Raw genomic sequence first — 16,426 nt, forward strand, 5'->3', positions numbered from 1 at the left:
TAAGCTATCCTGGAACAAGACCAGAAAGGCATCGACATGACCCAGGTCCTCACCAAGCACGAAGACATCCGGCTATGGGCTGCGGCCCGGTCCGGCAACCCGGCCATCGAGGACCGGGCGACGGGCATCGGCGGCCCGCCGGTGCTGAGGATCCTGTTCGATCAGTACGCGCTGAACGCCGGGGAGAACCAGTACGGCGATCGGCCCGGTGGGCTCGACCTGGTCGACTGGTCGGAATGGTTCGAGCAGTTCGACAGCCAGAAGCTCGGGCTCTTGGTCGAGGACGAGCGGCCGGGCGTGCTGGACGACTACTTCGAGTTCGTGCCGCGCGACGGGAACCAGCGGGACTGAGTGGGACTCAGCCTTCTCGTTCGGCAGCCGCTTCGATCGCTTCCATGTCTTCGTCCGAGAAGCCGAAATGGTGGCCGATCTCGTGCACGAGGACGTGGGTGATGATCTCGCCTAGGGTTTCGTGGTCCTCGCTCTCGGCCCAGTAGTCGAGGATCGGACGGCGATACAGCCAGATCTGGTTGGGGAGTTGTCCGGTGTAACCGGCAGCGCCGCCCTGCGGCAGGCCGACCCCGCGGAACAGGCCGAGGATATCGAACTCGCTCTCGAGTTCCATTTCCTTGATCGTCTCGTCATCGGGGAATTCGGCGACAACGCAGGGCACTTCCCCGGCGAGCGCCTTGAACTCAGGCGGCAGGTCCCGGAAGGCCGCTGCCGCCATCTGTTCGAAGTCGTCGAGAGACGGAGCTGCGCGCTCCGTCCACGAATTGGGGCTTACCGCCACTCGCGGATATCGACGAAGTGGCCGGTGATCGCGGCGGCCGCAGCCATGGCGGGCGACACCAGGTGGGTGCGGCCCTTGAAGCCCTGACGCCCCTCGAAATTGCGGTTCGAGGTCGAAGCGCAGCGCTCCTGCGGCTTCAGCTTGTCGGGGTTCATGGCAAGGCACATTGAGCAACCGGGCTCGCGCCACTCAAAGCCCGCATCCTTGAAGATCACGTCGAGGCCTTCGGCTTCCGCCTGTTCCTTGACGAGGCCGGAGCCCGGCACGACCATCGCGTTGACGCCGGTGGCGACCTTCTTGCCGGCCACCACCTTGGCGGCGGCGCGCAGGTCTTCGATGCGGCCGTTGGTGCACGAACCGAGGAAGACACGCTCGATCGAGATGTCGGTGATCTTGGTGCCCGGCTGGAGGCCCATGTACTCGAGTGCCCGCCACTTCGAGGCGCGCTTGTTAGCGTCCTGGATGTCGTCCGGATTGGGGACGACGCCATTGATCGAGATCACGTCCTCGGGGCTCGAGCCCCAGGAAACGATCGGCGGCAGCTTGGCTGCGTCGAGGATCACCACCTTGTCGTAGTGCGCGTCGGCGTCGGAATAGAGCGTCTTCCAGTACTCGACGGCGTGGTCGTAAGCGGCACCCTTGGGGGCGCGCGGACGGCCCTTCACGTACTCGAACGTTTTCTCGTCCGGCGCAATCAGGCCAGCGCGGGCGCCGCCCTCGATGGTCATGTTGCAGACCGTCATCCGGCCCTCCATCGACAGCGCGCGGATGGCTTCGCCGGCGAACTCGATGACGTGGCCGGTACCGCCAGCGGTACCGATCTCACCGATGATGGCGAGGATGATGTCCTTGGCGGTGACGCCGGGCGGCAGCTGGCCGTCGACGCGGACCAGCATGTTCTTGGCCTTCTGCTGGATCAGCGTCTGGGTAGCGAGCACGTGCTCGACTTCCGACGTGCCGATGCCGTGGGCCAGCGCGCCGAACGCGCCATGCGTCGAGGTGTGGCTGTCACCGCAGACGATGGTCATGCCGGGCAGGGTGAAGCCCTGCTCGGGGCCGACGATGTGCACGATGCCCTGACGCTTGTCGAAGGGATCGTAGTATTCAATGCCGAAATCCTTGGTGTTCTCGGCGAGCGCGGCGATCTGGATGGCGCTTTCCGGGTCCGGATTGGGCAAGGAACGGTCGGTGGTGGGGACGTTGTGGTCGACCACGGCCAGGGTGCGCTCGGGCGCACGGACCTTGCGGCCGTTCATGCGCAGACCCTCGAAGGCCTGCGGGCTTGTCACCTCGTGGACCAGGTGGCGATCAATGTAAATAAGGCTGGTCCCATCCTCGTTGTTGGAAACAAGGTGATCGTCCCAGATCTTATCGTACAGAGTTCTGCCGGCCATTTTTGCTGGAGGTTCCACTCGGGGGTTAAGGGAGTAACGGGGGGTTCTAAGCCCCGCTTGCATGTCAGGTCAAGATTGGCCGCGGGCGCGCCCCTTACAAGGGGGCCATGCGTCTAGGTGCATCGGGGAGCCCACCGACGCGAAACGCCCCCAGCAGCGTGGTGTCGATGCCGATGTGGCGGTGGTTCCAGCGGGCGATCGCCAGTTGCGCCACAGCGCGCGACAGGGCGTTGACGGCGGCGGCGCCGATGAGGCCGAAGACGGGGATCACCGCCAGTTCTACAACCAGCCCCACCAGCATGATGGCGCCCCAGATACGCACGTAGTCGCGCTCGTGGCCGGTCATCATCATGACGATGCGCGAGGGCCCGGTGGCGGCGTCGAACAGCAGGCCGGTGCTGAGCAGGATCAGCACCCAGTAGCCGGCGGTGGAGTGATCGCCGAACAGCGACAGGATCTGGTTGCCGAAGACAAGGTAGCCGAGGAACACCACCAGTGAGAAGGCAAACCCGGCCCAAGCGCACAATGCCGTGATGGCCTGCGCCTGCTTCATCTCGCCGGCGTGGTAATGGCGCGAAACCATCGGCGCCACGACCAGGGTGATGGCGAACATGAAGAGGGTGAGAAGTCCCGCCGTACGGAAGGCGTTGAAGTAGATGCCGGCGGCCTCGGCGGTGACGAGGAGGCCGATGAAAATGGTGTCCATGTTCAGCGCGGCGGAATCGATCACCGTGCCGATGAGGAACCAGCGGCTCGCCGCGCCGTGCGCGCGCCAATAGGGGCGGAGGCCGTTGAATCCGGGGGCGATCTGGTAGCGGCGAAGGCGGGCTAGGGCGTATTGCAGGACCAGCGCGACGGCGAGGAGGGTTGCGGTCAAAAGCAAGGCCTGCCAGCCGCTCAGCGGAACGCCCAGCGCGAACAGCGCGACGACGGCAAGCGGGGTGAGGACGCGCCACAAGATGTCGCGCGGGCTGAGCGCGGTCCACACCGAGCCCTGCGCCCGCAAGGCGGACGACCAGTATTCGGCGAAGGCCATCGGCAGGATCAGTGCTGCTGCGGCGTAGAGATGCCAAGGCGGGCCACCATCGAATGCGCCGGCGATCGCGGCGCCTGCCAACGTCAGCACCGTAAGCCCGAGGCCGGCAAGCAGTGTCAGCGCGCCGCCGGAGCGCAACGCCGCCAATGCCTTGTCGTGGCGGCCGGCGACTTCCTCCTCCGGCCAATAGCGGAGGATGGCGGTCTGCTGGCCCATCGAGGCGCCGATGGCGAGCACCGTGGCGAGGCTGAGGCCGAAGGCGAAATAGCCGTACTCGGCTGCGCCCATGGTGCGCGAGAGCACCACGTACATCAGGTAGGTCAGCCCCGCCGTCGCCACCTTGATCAGCAGCGAGACCAGCGAGCGGCTGAGGCCGGTGCGCAGCAGCGCGCGGAGATCGGTGGGAGCAGGAGACATCAGGGCCGTCACAGAGGTTTGGCCCGACTATGGCAGGGGGATGCTCACAAGGTCTTACTGCGGAGTGGGCACTCGACAACGGGTGCAGCCGGACGCAGAGTCAGGGGACCGAGGGGACGGGGAGTTGGGCGATGAATGAGGCGGCGGCTGTCGACACGCGTGCGGAACTGATCGCGCGGGCGCAGGGCTACCAATCATCGGAGCCGAGCTTTGCGCGGTTTCTGAAGACGGTGGCCGAGGCGACCGACCCCGAAGACCTGGCGATGCACTCCGCGGAGGCGCTGGAAGCGACGTTTCGCAAGTCCTACGGCCGGCTGGGAAAGCGCGAGCTTGCGAGCCACAACGTCTACGTGGTGCCACCGGAGAAACCGGGCGACGCCGAGATCGTCGAGGTGTTCTCGGCGGACATGCCGTTCATCGTCGATAGCGTCTTGGCAGCAATCCGGGCGCGCGGCGGGGTGATCCGCTTCATCACCCATCCGGTGCTGCAATTCGACCCGGCGACCTATCGGGTGCTGGAAGTCCCGACCCCAGGTAGCCGGCTCGAGAGTTTCCTTCATGTCGAGATCGACCCCTTGGCAGATATCGTCCAGCGCGAGGCGCTGCGGGGCGAGATCGACGACACGCTGACCGATGTCGGCCGCGCAGTTGCCGGCTGGCGGCCGATGCTGGCGCGGGTGAAGAAGGCGATGGCCGATTGGCACGCCCATGCGCCCAAGGCGCCGCCGGCGCAGGTGGCCGAGGCGATGCACTTCCTCGGCTGGCTGGCCGAGCACAACTTCACCTTCCTCGGCATGCGCGAGTACAAGCTGGAGCCGGGCAGCGAGGCCGATGGGGTAACGATCCCGGCCAAGCTGGTGCCGGTACATGACAGTGAGCTGGGGATCCTCGAGGACCCCCGCGTGCTGTTCCTGCGTTCGGGTCCGAACTATGTCGAGATGACCGAACAGCATTTCGCGTTCCTCGCCGAGCCGGCGCCGATCATGGTCACCAAGGCCAATATCCGGTCGCGGGTGCACCGGCGCACCTACATGGATTACGTCGGGGTGAAGCTCTACGACCGGGAAGGCGCCATCTCTGGCGAGCTTCGTATCGTCGGGCTCTTCACCTCGATGTCACTGGCCTCGCCCAACACCGACGTGCCGCTGATCCGCAAGAAGATCACCGAGGTGCTGAAGGAAGCGGGCCAGGACCCGCAGAGCCACGCCGGCAAGGCGCTGATGAACGCGCTCGACACTTTCCCGCGCGACGAGCTGTTCCAGATCTCCGAGCCGCAGCTCTATGAGTTCGCGACAATCATCGCGAGCCTCGTCGACCGGCCGCGGGTGCGGGTGCTCAGCCGCATCGACCGCTTCGACAATTTCGTCTCGATCCTCGTGTTCGTGCCGCGCGACCGCTACGATTCCGACGTGCGGGCGGTGATCGGCGCCTATCTGGCCGAGGTCTATGAGGGACGGGTTTCGGCGTTCTACCCGAGCTTCCCCGAGGGCGAGCTGGTCCGCGTGCACTTCATCATCGGACGCAACGGCGGCAAAACGCCCACACCGCTCCGCGAGGAGCTGGAGCAGGGCGTTGCCGAGCGCATCCGCACCTTTGGCGACAGGCTGGTGGCAGCGGCGCCGGATTCGGCGGCCATCGCGGACTACCTCGATGCGTTCCCGCCGGATTACCAGGCGGTGCACTCCGCCGAAGCCGCGCTCGCCGATATCGCGGTGATCCGGGTGTTGCCGGACGAGCGGGCGATTGCGCTCAGGCTCGGGGCGCGCGAGGGGCGCAGCGCCATGGGGCTCAAGGTCTACCATCAGGGCAGCCCGATCGCGCTGAGCGACCGCGTGCCGATGCTGGAGAATTTCGGCTTCCGGGTGATCGACGAGGACACCTTTACGGTGAAGCCGCTGCACGGGGCCGAGACGTTCGTCCACGACATGCTGCTCGAGGCCGATGATGGGCTCGACCTCGACGACCGCGTGCTGGGCCAGCAGATCGAGAACGCCATCCTCGCCGTGTGGCGGCGCGAGGCGGAGAGCGACGGGCTCAACCAACTGACCATGCGGGCGGGGCTCAGCTGGGATGATGTCGAGGTGCTACGGGCGCTAACCCGCTACCTGAAGCAGGTCGGCATCCCATACTCGCGCGACTACCTGAATGGCGTGATGGCGCGACATGCCGATGTGTCGGCGGCGCTGGTGACGCTGTTTCACGCCGAGAACGATCCGCATTTCGCCGGCGATCGAAAGCGGGCGACCAGCGAGGCGCGCGACATCATCAATGCGGCGGTCGAGGCGACGACCTCGCTCGACGAGGACCGCATCCTCAGGCGCTATCTCAACCTCACCGAAGCGGTGGTGCGGACGAATGCCTATCAGCGCGACCAGAGCGGATCGCGGCGACCGGCGCTGGCGCTGAAGTTCGATTGTTCGAAGGTCGATGCGCTGCCGGAGCCGAAACCTTATCGCGAAATCTTCGTCTATTCGCCGCGGGTGGAAGGGCTGCACCTCAGGTTCGGGCCGATCGCGCGCGGTGGCCTCCGCTGGTCGGACCGGCCGGAAGATTTCCGCACCGAGGTGCTGGGGCTGGTAAAAGCGCAGCAGGTGAAGAACGCCATTATCGTGCCGGTGGGCGCGAAGGGCGCGTTCGTGCCGAAGCAGACGCCGGTCGGCGCTGACCGCGAGACGGTGATGCGCGAGGGGACCACCTGCTACAAGATATTCGTCTCGACGCTGCTCGACGTCACCGACAACCTCGAAGTCGACACCATCGTCCCGCCCCCCGATGTGGTGCGGCGCGATGGCGACGATCCGTACCTGGTCGTCGCCGCCGACAAGGGCACGGCGAGTTTCTCGGACACCGCCAACGCGATCGCGGTGGGTCGCGATTTCTGGCTCGGCGATGCCTTCGCCTCGGGTGGCTCGGCTGGCTACGACCACAAGAAGATGGGCATCACCGCGCGGGGCGGCTGGGAGGCGGTGAAGCGGCATTTCCGTGAGATGGATCGCGACATCCAGACCACGCCGTTCAGCGCGGTGGGCGTCGGCGACATGTCGGGCGACGTGTTCGGCAATGCCATGCTGCTATCGCCCGAGACGCGGCTGATCGCGGCGTTCGACCATCGCGACATCTTCATCGATCCCGATCCGGATCCGACGGTCAGCATGGCGGAGCGGCTTCGGCTGTTCCAGCTGCCGCGCTCGAGCTGGCAGGACTACAATGCCGAGCTGATCTCGAAGGGCGGCGGGGTCTACTCGCGCAGCCTCAAGACGGTGGCCCTGTTCGCTGAGGCACGGAAGGCACTGGGGCTCAACTCCGACGCGGTGGCGCCGAACGACGTGATCCGCGCCATCCTCAAGGCGCATGTCGATCTGCTCTGGTTCGGCGGCATCGGCACCTATGTGCGCTCCAGCGCCGAGAGCGACGCGCAGGCCGGCGACAAGGCCAATGACGCGGTGCGGATTGCCGGCGGCGAGATCCGCGCGCTGGTGGTGGGCGAAGGCGCCAATCTCGCGGTGACGCAGCTGGGGCGGGTCGAATACGCGCTGAAGGGCGGGCGGATCAACACCGACGCGATCGACAACTCGGCCGGTGTGAACTCGTCCGACCTCGAAGTGAACATCAAGATCGCGCTCGGGGCGCTGACGCGGACCGGGCAGTTGACGACGCCGGTGCGCAACGAGTTCCTTGCCTCGATGACCGACGAGGTGGCGGCGCTCTGTTTGAAGAACAACTACCTGCAGACGCTGGCGCTCAGCGTCGAGGAATCGCGTGGGCTCGCGGCATTCCCCGAGCACCTGTCGCTGATGGAGGCGCTGGAGGCGGCGGGCGAACTCAGCCGGCCCGTGGAGTTCCTTCCTGACAACGCGGCACTCCGGCATCGGGCGCAGGGCGGCAAGGGGCTGAGCCGGCCAGAGCTGGCGGTGTTGCTGGCTTACGCCAAGAACGTCGCCAATGCGGACCTGCTGAAGACCGGCGTGCCGGACGATCCGTATCTGGGGCGCGAGCTCTACCGCTATTTCCCGGAGCGGCTGACCGAGACGTTCGAGGACACGGTCACCAACCACCGGCTGCGGCGCGAGGTGATCGCCACGGTGCTGTCGAATGCGATGATCAATCGCGGCGGGCCGGGCTTCGTCAATGAGATGATGACGGCGTCGAGCGCCGATGCCGGGCAGGTGGCGGCCGCTTATGCGGCGGCGCGAGACGTCTACGGTACGCCCGATTTCAACCGCGACATCGATGGGCTCGACGGCACGGTGCCGGGCAAGACGCAACTGAGGCTCTATGCCGAGGTGCAGGCGCTGTTGAAGCGCGAGACGCTGTGGTTCCTGAGGAACGGGCGGTTCGACAACGGCTTGCGACCGCTGGTCGATCGCTACCAGGATGGCATCGCGCAGGTGCGGGCGATGATCACCGGCCTGTTGGGCACGTATCTCGAGCACGCCATCGGCGAGCGGACAACGCGGCTGGAAGCGGCCGGGGTGAGCCGCGAGATGGCGCGGCGCTTCGCTGAACTGCCGGTGCTGTCGCTAGGGACCGATATCGTGCTGGTGGCCGAAAAGACCCGGACGCCGGTGGCTGATGCTGCGGTGGCGTTCTTCGGTGTGCTCGACACGTTCAAGCTCGGCCGTATCGTCGAGCAGGGCAACGCCATCGTCCTTGCCGACAAGTTCGACCGAATGGCGCTCGACCGGGCGCTGGCCAACCTGCTGCGGGCGCAGCGCGACCTCACCGTCGATGCGCTAAGCCTCGGCACCGGTGCGGTGGATGGGCGGCTTGCCGCCTGGCGCAGTGCGCAGCCGGAGGCAATCGCGCGGGTTGCAGATGCGGTGCAGGGGCTCACCGAGGGCGAGATGACGGTATCTCGCCTCTCGGTCGCCGCCGGCTTGCTCGGCGATCTGGCGCGGAGCGTCTGACGTCAGCCGTTCACGGCCTGCGGTGATGGGTTGAGGATCGACCAGTCGGCATCCTGCGCCCAGGCCTCGAACGAGTGCCAGGCGACCTCGGGGAAGGCCCGGTGCAGGGCCGGAATGTCGACATCGTAGCCGACCTGGTCGAACCATTCGAACATGATGGCGCTCTCGGGGTCCTGCTGCCGCGCCGCCGCCAGCGGGATTTCCTGGTAGCGAACCGGGCCGCCGGTGGTGCGCGAGAGGATTGCGGCCTGGTCGGTGCCGGAGAGTTCGTCGCCGGCGATGTCGAAGCGCTTGCCGAACACCGAGGCGCCGCGTTCAATCACCGCCGCGACGAAGGCGCCGATATCGGCGACGGCGATCAGCTGATTAGTCCGCGCGGACGGCAGCCCGAAGGCGTAGACGCCGTTGCGGAGCGCCTCGATCCCCCAGGGTGCCGTGACATTCTCCATGAAGGCGACGGGCGCCACGATCGTATGGGGAATGCCGAGTTCCGTGATCGCCTGCTCGACCCGATACTTGCTCTCGAAATGCGGGATGCCCGTCGCCTTGTTGGCGTCGGCGACAGAGGAAAACACCAGGTGACCGATGCCGGCCGCCTTGGCGGCGTGGACTGCGGCGATGCCCTGCTGGGTCTCGAGTTCAGGGCCGTTGCCCCAGAAGCTGGTGACGACGAACATCGCGTCGGCGCCTTTGGCGGCGCGTTCGACCGAGGCCGGATCGCTGAAATCACCGGCAATGATGTCGGCGCCAGCGGCGGCGAGGTGGCGTGCAGCTGCCGCATCGGGGTTGCGGGTCAGCGCCCGCACGGTGTGACCCCTGCTGAGCAGGGCGCGGGCGACGGCGCCGCCTTGCTGGCCGGTGGCGCCGGTGACGAGGACGGTTTTCTTGGTTGTCATTTTCGATCTCCGAGTTTGGTCCCGGAGATTTCGGTACTGACGGATTGCGCTACAACGAGCTATAGTCAGGAAACATCGTACCGCTGGGAGCTACAATGGTGGACCTGAACGACGTTGCGATCTTCGCCCGGGTGGTCGAGGCCGGCAGCTTCACCGGGGCGGCCCGGTTGCTTGGCCTGCCCAAGACGAGCGTCAGCCGACGGGTTGCCGAACTCGAACGGCAGGTCGGGGTGCGGCTGCTGCACCGGACCACCCGCAGCTTGCGGCCGACCGATGCAGGGCGGCTCTATTACGAGCAGAGCAGTGCGGCGCTGCGGACCATCGAGGCGGCGAACGAGCAGCTCGCCGAAGCGCGGGCCGAGCCCTCGGGTACCATCCGGGTGTCGGCGCCGGTCGGCTTCGCCGGGTTCTTCCTGGGGCAGACGGTGTTCGAGTTCCTCGAGTCCTATCCCAAGGCGAGTGTCGAGCTGCTGCTCACCGACGACAAGCTCAACCTCGTCGAGGCGGGCATCGATGTCGCCTTCCGCACCGGTTCGCTGACGGATTCGACGCTGGTGGCGCGCAAGCTCGGCGCGTCGCACAAGGTGCTGTGCGCGAGCCCCGACTACCTCGCCAAACGAGGAACGCCGGAACAGCCGGCGGACCTCAGATTGCACGATTGCATCATTGCCGGACGGTCGATCGCCGGCGCGCAATGGGTGCTGGAGGGGCCCGATGGGCCGCAGACCGTGGCCGTGAGCGGCCGTATCGCTGCCAACACGATGGAGATCGCGACGGCGGCGGTGCTCAAGGGTCTCGGCATCGCGCAGTTGCCTGCCTCCGCCGCGGCGCCCGCCATTGCCGAAGGCCGGCTGCAGCGGGTGCTGCCGGACTATGCGATGGCCGTGGGCGGCGTCTACGCGCTCTATCCGTCGAGCCGGCACCTGTCGCCGGCGGTCAAGGCGTTCGTCGAGCTCGCCGCCGAGCGGTTGAGCCGGGCGGCGGCGCTCGAAAACTGCGCGCCGGATGCGTTGGGAATGCCTGCTGCCTAGTGCCGGAAGTGGCGCATCCCAGTCATCACCATGGCGATGCCGGCTGCGTCGGCAGCGTCGATCACCGCCTGGTCGTTCATCGAGCCACCGGGCTGGATGACGGCGGTAGCGCCGGCTTCGACCGCGGCGAGCATGCCGTCGGGGAACGGGAAGAAGGCGTCGGAGGCCACCACGGAGTTGGCGGTGAGGGCGCCCTCGATGCCGGCGGCTTCGGCGGCGTCGATAGCCTTGCGGTGGGCGACGCGGCTTGAGTCGAGCCGGCTCATCTGGCCGGCGCCGATGCCGACTGTGGCGCCGTCCTTGACGTAGATGATGGCGTTCGACTTGACGTGCTTGGCCACCTTCATCGCGATCTTCAGGTCGCGCAGTTCGGCCTCGGTCGGGGCCTTCTTGGTCACCACGCGGAACTCGGTGTCGTCGACGTTGCGATCGTCGCGACCCTGGACGAGTAGGCCGCCGGCCAGCGATTTCACCGTCAGGCCGCCGGCCTTGGGGTCGGCAAGCGCACCTGTGAGCAAGAGGCGCAGGTTCTTCTTGGCGGCGACGATCTTGATTGCCTCCTCAGTGGCGTCGGGCGCCACGATCACCTCGGTGAACACCTTGACGATCTCGGTGGCGGTGGCTGCGTCGATGGTCTGGTTAAGCGCCACGATGCCGCCAAAGGCGCTGACCGGATCGGTGCGCAGCGCCAAGTGATAGGCCTCGATCAGCGAGGCGCCGGTGGCGAAGCCGCACGGATTGGCGTGCTTGATGATGGCGACGGCGGGAACCTTGGGGTCGAACTCTGAGACCAGCTCGAAGGCCGCATCGGTGTCGTTGAGGTTGTTGTAGCTCAGCGACTTGCCCTGCACCTGGCGGGCGGTGGCGACGCCGGGGCGCTGCTCGCCGGTGGTGTAGAAGGCGGCCCACTGGTGCGGGTTTTCGCCGTAGCGCATCACTTCCTTCAAACGCCCGGCAAAGCTGCGATAGGGCATCTCGGCATAGTCGAGGGTCTTGGCGAACCAGCTCGAGATCACCGAGTCGTAGGCGGCGGTGCGGGCATAGGCCTTGGCGGCGAGGCGCTGGCGCATGTCGTAGGGCACGCCGCCGGTCTGGCGGATCTGCTCCAGCACCGCGTCATAGTCGCTGGGGTCGACGATGACAGTGACATAGGCGTGGTTCTTGGCCGCGGAGCGGATCATCGCCGGGCCGCCGATATCGATGTTCTCGATGGTCTCGTCGTAGGAGGCGCCCTTGGCGATGGTTTCCTCGAACGGGTAGAGGTTCACCACCACGAGATCGATGGCGCCGATCTGGTGCTCGTCCATCGAGGCCTTGTGGGTGGGGTTGTCGCGCACCGAGAGCAGGCCGCCATGCACCTTGGGGTGCAGCGTCTTCACCCGGCCGTCCATCATCTCGGGAAAGCCGGTGAGATCGGAGATGTCGCGGACAGCGGCGCCGGTCGAGGCGATCAGCTTGTGGGTGCCGCCGGTCGACACCAGCTCGACGCCGAGCCCGGCCAGCGCCTTGGCGAAATCGGCCATGCCGGTCTTGTCGAAAACAGAAAGCAGCGCGCGTTTGACCGGAACCACCTTGCCGTCGGACATGCCTTGATTTCCCGCGATGTGTTGAGTTGGCGGCTCGCTAGCACGGGAGGCGGCAGAAGGGAACCGGCGTCAGTTCTCTTCGAGGGTAAAAATCCAGCTGACCTCGTTGGCGTCGGCAACCAGCGTCTCCAGCACCAACTGCTTGGTGCGGTGGAAGCCGAAATAGGCCGACTGGCGGACGCTATCCTCAACGCGCATGTCGGCGCCCTCCCAGAGGAAGGTCCAGACCGCGCCGGAGTTGAGGCGGAGGCGGACGAGATCGTCAGTCACTTGCACCTCGGTCTGGTGGGCGAGGTGGAAGCGGATGGCGGCGGCGCCCGAGACGCGGTTGCGGTGGCGCACGAAGCGGTCCTGGCCGACCAGCGTCTTACCCTCAGCGAGCAGCGTCAGGTGGCGCTCCAGCGTCACGCCGAAGCGCTCGGCATAGCCGTGGGCGGTGATGATCAGCGTGTCGTCGGCGCTGCGAGCTTCGATCTCGCTGGGGCGGCCGAGCGGCAGCAAGCGCCCGGCGAGCGGGCCTGACGGCGCGATCGCGGCGGCCGACAACGCGTTGATGGTGGGCGCCGAGTGGGCGATGCCCTGCCGGAACAGCAGCGCGTCGTCATAGTCGGACGGGGCCGGGCCACAATTGCAGACGACGAGGTCGCGGCCGTGGCTGAACTCGAAGGCCAGCGCGCTGGCATGGGCGTGCGCGGTGAACTCCGGGTCGGCGACGAGGCCGGAATCGGCGACGACGATGGAGCGGCCGGCGATCAGCCGGCCATAGCCGCCGGCGGTGCCGGTCTGGCGGGCGCGCGCAGCACTCTGCGCCTGTACGGCAACGATCAGGTCGTGCGCCATCTGGCCCGTGCCGTTGAAATAGGCGGGTTCGCCCGTGCCGAGCGAGATGGCATCGAGCGCCCGGTGCATGCTCTCGGTCAGTTCGTCGAGATCGTTCGAGGCCTGCTCGTGGTCGCGGCGCAGCGCCTGCTTGATGGTGATCAGCTCGACCAGCAACTGGATCTGGATCTTGGCGGAGCGGCTGCGGTGCAGCCCGTCCTCGTCGATCTGGGCGTCGACGTGGTCGAGCACGTTGCGGACGCGGGCCTCGACCTCGGCATTGGGCCGGTCCGAGCAAAGCGCCACCCCGACCAGCGCGATGGCGACGAGCAGCGCGTCTACCGGATCGGTGGCGAGCAGGCTGCGGACTTTCAGCGACGAGATCTGGGTGGAGAGCGAGCGGCCGATCTGCTGGGTCTGCTCCAGCGTCGCGCCCTCGATGAGGATGTTGTAGTGCCGCAGCCAGTTGAGAACGCGACGGGCGGTGAGCGCCGGGCCCCAGGCGTCACGGTTGAAATGGCCGTCGCGGCCGATCCAGTCGAGCGTCAGGGTGCGAGCGAAGCGGCGTTCCTCATCGGTGCGCGCGTCGCGGAAGTGGCGGAGCCAGGCGAAGGCCTGCAGGTCGTATTGCCAGTCGTCGTGATCGACATCGAGCGAGAAGGGCGAAACGCCGTGCGTGTCGACGAGCTTGGATGCCAGCAGGTAGCGGCCCTGCATCATCTCGAGAACGGTTTCGCGGTCGGTCGGCCGGAACTCGGCGAGCGCGCCGATCAGGTCGTCATTGCTCGGGCCGGTCCAGGTCCAGCGGATGAGCGGATTGGTGACGATATGGTCGGCCGCGGACAACAACGTGCGGCGTGCGAGGAAACGCAGCGAATGTGCCAAGTCTACGTCCTCACATACGTTTTGGCCGGCGGGCTCTGATAGGCCCGCGCGGAGAGCTTGCCAAGGGCCGGTGACACTATCCTAGCGGCGCCGGACGCGCGCAACGAAGAACCCGTCGAGCGTGCCGCCCTTATCCCCAGGAACAAGCATACCCGGCGCAGTTCGTACGAAGCCGTCAGGGGTGACGGCATCCGGCAGCCCGACCAGTTCGTCGGCGCCGATCGGCTCGGCCACGACATCGTCGCGACCAAGCAGCCAGCGCGCCTGCTCCTCGCCTTCCGCCGGCTCGAGCGAGCAGACGCAATAAACGAGCAGGCCGCCCGGATTGAGCCAGGTTAGGGCGCGCTCGATGAACCGGCGCTGAAGCGCCACGCGGCCAGCGATATCGGACGCATCGCGATGCCAAATGACTTCGGGGTGGCGGCGGAACGTGCCGGTGGCCGAACAGGGCGCATCGAGCAGGATGCCGTCGAACTTCTGCGCCGGCTCCCAGGCCAGCGCGTCGGCGGTGACGGTTTCGGCCGTCATGCTCAGGCGAGCGAGGTTCTGCGCCATACGGGCCACGCGATCGGGCTCGCTATCGATGGCGGTGACGGCGTAGCCGGCATTCACCAGCTGCGCGGTCTTGCCGCCGGGGGCAGCGCAGAGATCGAGCACGCGGGCGCCGGGAGCAAGCTTGAGCAGCCGGGCGGGGATGGCTGCGGCGGCGTCCTGCACCCACCAGCGGCCGGTGTCGAAGCCGGGCAGGGCCTCCACCGGCTTGTCGCGTTCGCCGATACGCACGGTGTCGGCGATGACGGCGGAGGCGCCAAGGCTGTCGATCAGCTCCGGATCGATGGCCTTGAGCGTCAGGTCCAGCGGGGCACCGTCGAGCAGCGCGTCGGCAAAGTCCTCAAGCGCGTCCTCGCCATAGGTGTCGCGCCAGAGCGGGCCGAGAGTGGCGGGGAACAGCGCCTGATGCGGCAGGTGGCGGAGCGAATGGGCTTCGCCCTGGGCGCGGCGCAGCACGGCGTTCATCAGCTTGGACAGATGCTGGCTCTTGGTGTCGCGCTTGCTGGCTTCCACTGCGAGGAAGATGGCGCTGTGGTCTCCCAGTTCGGGCAGGAACACCAGATGCGCGAGGCTCAGCCGCAGGATGGCCTCGAACGGGCCGGACTTCTTCGGAATGCCGCGATCGAGGAAGCGGGCGATCATCAGGTCGATCTGGCCATGGCGACGCAGCGCCGTGGTGACCAGCCGGTTGGCCAGCGCGCGATCGCGACCATCTTCGATCTCGGCAACTGAAAAGGGGGCGAAGTTCGCCCCCTTGAGCACCTTGTCGAGCCGCTCGGCTGCGAGAAGCCGGAGCTTCAGCCCCGGCGGATTTTTCTGTTTCTTCAAGCGCTCAGCCCCACGGTCCGCGGCTGCTATTGCCATTCTCGCTCGAGCCTGTCGAGGGGACGCGCCAACCGCCGCCGGTATTGCGGGGGATGGCATCGGCCGGCGTGACCTGCGGCGCGGCGCGGCGGCCGGTGCGATCGACCTGCATATCGGAGGCGATGCGCTGCAGCTGCGCGATGCGGTTTTCGACTGCCGGGTGGGTCGAGAACAGGTTGTCGATGCGCTTCCCGCTGAGCGGATTGAAGATGTACATGTGGGCCTGGGCCGGGTTGCGTTCGGCCGCGACGTTGACGGTGCGCTGCGCCAACTGGCTGATCTTGTTCAGCGCCGAGGCCAGCGCCAGCGGGTCGCCGGAGATCTCGGCGCCATCCTTGTCGGCTTCGTATTCGCGGGTGCGGCTGACCGCCATTTGCACCAAAGCAGCGGCGATCGGGGCGACGATCACGGCAATCAGCACGCCGATCGGGCCCAGTGGATTGTCGCGGGAGTTGCCGCGACCGAAGAACAGCCCGAACTGCGCCAGCATCGAGATGGCGCCGGCAACAGTCGCGGTGATGGTCATGGTGAGCGTGTCGCGGCTTCGGATATGCCCCAGCTCGTGTGCCACCACCGCCGCGACTTCACGCGGCTCGAGATAGCGCAGCAGGCCGGCCGAGACGGCAACCGCGGCATTCTGCGGGTTGCGGCCGGTGGCGAAGGCGTTGGGCTGCTCGGTATTGATCACGTAGAGCCTGGGCATGGGGATGCCGGCGCGCTGCGCCAGTGCCTCGACCGTGTTGTAGAGGTCAGGCTGGGTGCGCGGGTCGACTTCGACGGCGTTCTGCATGCGCAGCACCATCTTGTCCGAATTCCAGTAGGCGAAGAGGTTGGTGACGACGGCAAAACCCAAGGCGATCAACATGCCGCTCTGGCCGCCGACGAAGTACCCCACCGCCATGAAGATGGCGGTAAGCGCCGCGAGCAGCACGGAAGTGCGGAGGAAGTTGAGCATTGCGGTTAAGTCTTGTACCTCGGTTGGTTATCCTGGCCCAATAAATGGGACGGCGGAAGGTTCCCGGCAAGGGAACCTCACCAAACGGTAATGCGATGAGCGACGAAACCAGTGCACAAAAGCCCCTGACTCCAGCCGCCGAACGCGCCCTCGCGGAAGCCGAAGCGCGGCGCAAGGCGATCGACGACAAGGCAGCCGCCAGCAAAGCGGAAAAAGGCGGCCGCGGCGGCCTCGACCCCGCCCGCTACGGCGACTGGGAGATCAAGGGACTAACGGCGGACTTTTGATCTT

General features: G+C 66.8%; 12 protein-coding genes. 4 read left to right on the top strand and 8 right to left on the bottom strand.

Going from position 1 to position 16,426, the window contains the following annotated elements:
- Positions 1-36 precede the first annotated feature (36 nt).
- Positions 37-351 (top strand): hypothetical protein, encoded by a 315-nt coding sequence (locus AC1DV8_RS00810; RefSeq protein WP_477148338.1) that lies wholly within the window; start codon positions 37-39, stop codon positions 349-351.
- A gap of 7 nt (positions 352-358) precedes the next feature.
- Here AC1DV8_RS00810 and AC1DV8_RS00815 read toward each other — a convergent pair whose 3' ends face one another.
- From AC1DV8_RS00815 to AC1DV8_RS00825, 3 genes are all read right to left on the bottom strand, one after another.
- Complete coding sequence (locus AC1DV8_RS00815) at positions 359-730, bottom strand: metallopeptidase family protein (protein WP_477148337.1); 372 nt, start codon at positions 728-730, stop codon at positions 359-361.
- A gap of 53 nt (positions 731-783) precedes the next feature.
- The gene (gene leuC, locus AC1DV8_RS00820) at positions 784-2,187 is read right to left on the bottom strand and encodes a 3-isopropylmalate dehydratase large subunit (RefSeq protein ID WP_477148336.1); all 1,404 of its coding nucleotides are present in this window, start codon (positions 2,185-2,187) and stop codon (positions 784-786) included.
- A gap of 94 nt (positions 2,188-2,281) precedes the next feature.
- Positions 2,282-3,640, bottom strand: coding sequence for a lipopolysaccharide biosynthesis protein (locus AC1DV8_RS00825; RefSeq protein WP_477156124.1), 1,359 nt, complete (start codon positions 3,638-3,640; stop codon positions 2,282-2,284).
- 131 nt (positions 3,641-3,771) lie between these two features.
- Here AC1DV8_RS00825 and AC1DV8_RS00830 point away from each other — a divergent pair, with 131 nt between their 5' ends.
- Entirely contained in the window at positions 3,772-8,547 is a 4,776-nt protein-coding gene (locus AC1DV8_RS00830; RefSeq protein ID WP_477156125.1) for an NAD-glutamate dehydrogenase, read from the top strand.
- Positions 8,548-8,549: 2 nt separating this feature from the next.
- Here the strand turns inward: AC1DV8_RS00830 and AC1DV8_RS00835 are convergent, their stop codons facing one another.
- Entirely contained in the window at positions 8,550-9,443 is an 894-nt protein-coding gene (locus AC1DV8_RS00835; protein WP_477156126.1) for an NmrA/HSCARG family protein, read from the bottom strand.
- Positions 9,444-9,538: 95 nt separating this feature from the next.
- Here AC1DV8_RS00835 and AC1DV8_RS00840 point away from each other — a divergent pair, with 95 nt between their 5' ends.
- Positions 9,539-10,474 carry a LysR family transcriptional regulator gene (locus tag AC1DV8_RS00840; protein WP_477156127.1) on the top strand — a complete coding sequence of 312 codons (936 nt, stop codon included), beginning with the start codon at positions 9,539-9,541 and terminating at the stop codon, positions 10,472-10,474.
- On the opposite strand, the gene purH is transcribed toward AC1DV8_RS00840, so the two are convergent.
- The 4 genes from purH to htpX form a co-directional block, all read right to left on the bottom strand.
- Entirely contained in the window at positions 10,471-12,060 is a 1,590-nt protein-coding gene (purH, locus tag AC1DV8_RS00845) for a bifunctional phosphoribosylaminoimidazolecarboxamide formyltransferase/IMP cyclohydrolase (protein ID WP_477148331.1), read from the bottom strand. The genes AC1DV8_RS00840 and purH overlap by 4 nt on opposite strands.
- Positions 12,061-12,129: 69 nt before the next feature.
- Positions 12,130-13,764 (bottom strand): heparinase II/III family protein, encoded by a 1,635-nt coding sequence (locus AC1DV8_RS00850; protein ID WP_477156128.1) that lies wholly within the window; start codon positions 13,762-13,764, stop codon positions 12,130-12,132.
- 81 nt (positions 13,765-13,845) lie between these two features.
- Positions 13,846-15,144: an RsmB/NOP family class I SAM-dependent RNA methyltransferase gene (locus AC1DV8_RS00855; protein ID WP_477156129.1), complete on the bottom strand. Its 1,299-nt coding sequence runs from the start codon at positions 15,142-15,144 to the stop codon at positions 13,846-13,848.
- Positions 15,145-15,148: 4 nt separating this feature from the next.
- Entirely contained in the window at positions 15,149-16,135 is a 987-nt protein-coding gene (htpX, locus tag AC1DV8_RS00860; RefSeq protein WP_477156130.1) for a zinc metalloprotease HtpX, read from the bottom strand.
- A 95-nt stretch (positions 16,136-16,230) separates the two neighbouring features.
- Between htpX and AC1DV8_RS00865 the strand changes: the two genes are divergently transcribed.
- Positions 16,231-16,422 carry a DUF1674 domain-containing protein gene (locus AC1DV8_RS00865; protein WP_477148327.1) on the top strand — a complete coding sequence of 64 codons (192 nt, stop codon included), beginning with the start codon at positions 16,231-16,233 and terminating at the stop codon, positions 16,420-16,422.
- Positions 16,423-16,426 lie beyond the last annotated feature (4 nt).

The sequence above is a fragment of the Devosia sp. P3_B2 genome, from assembly GCF_056402875.1.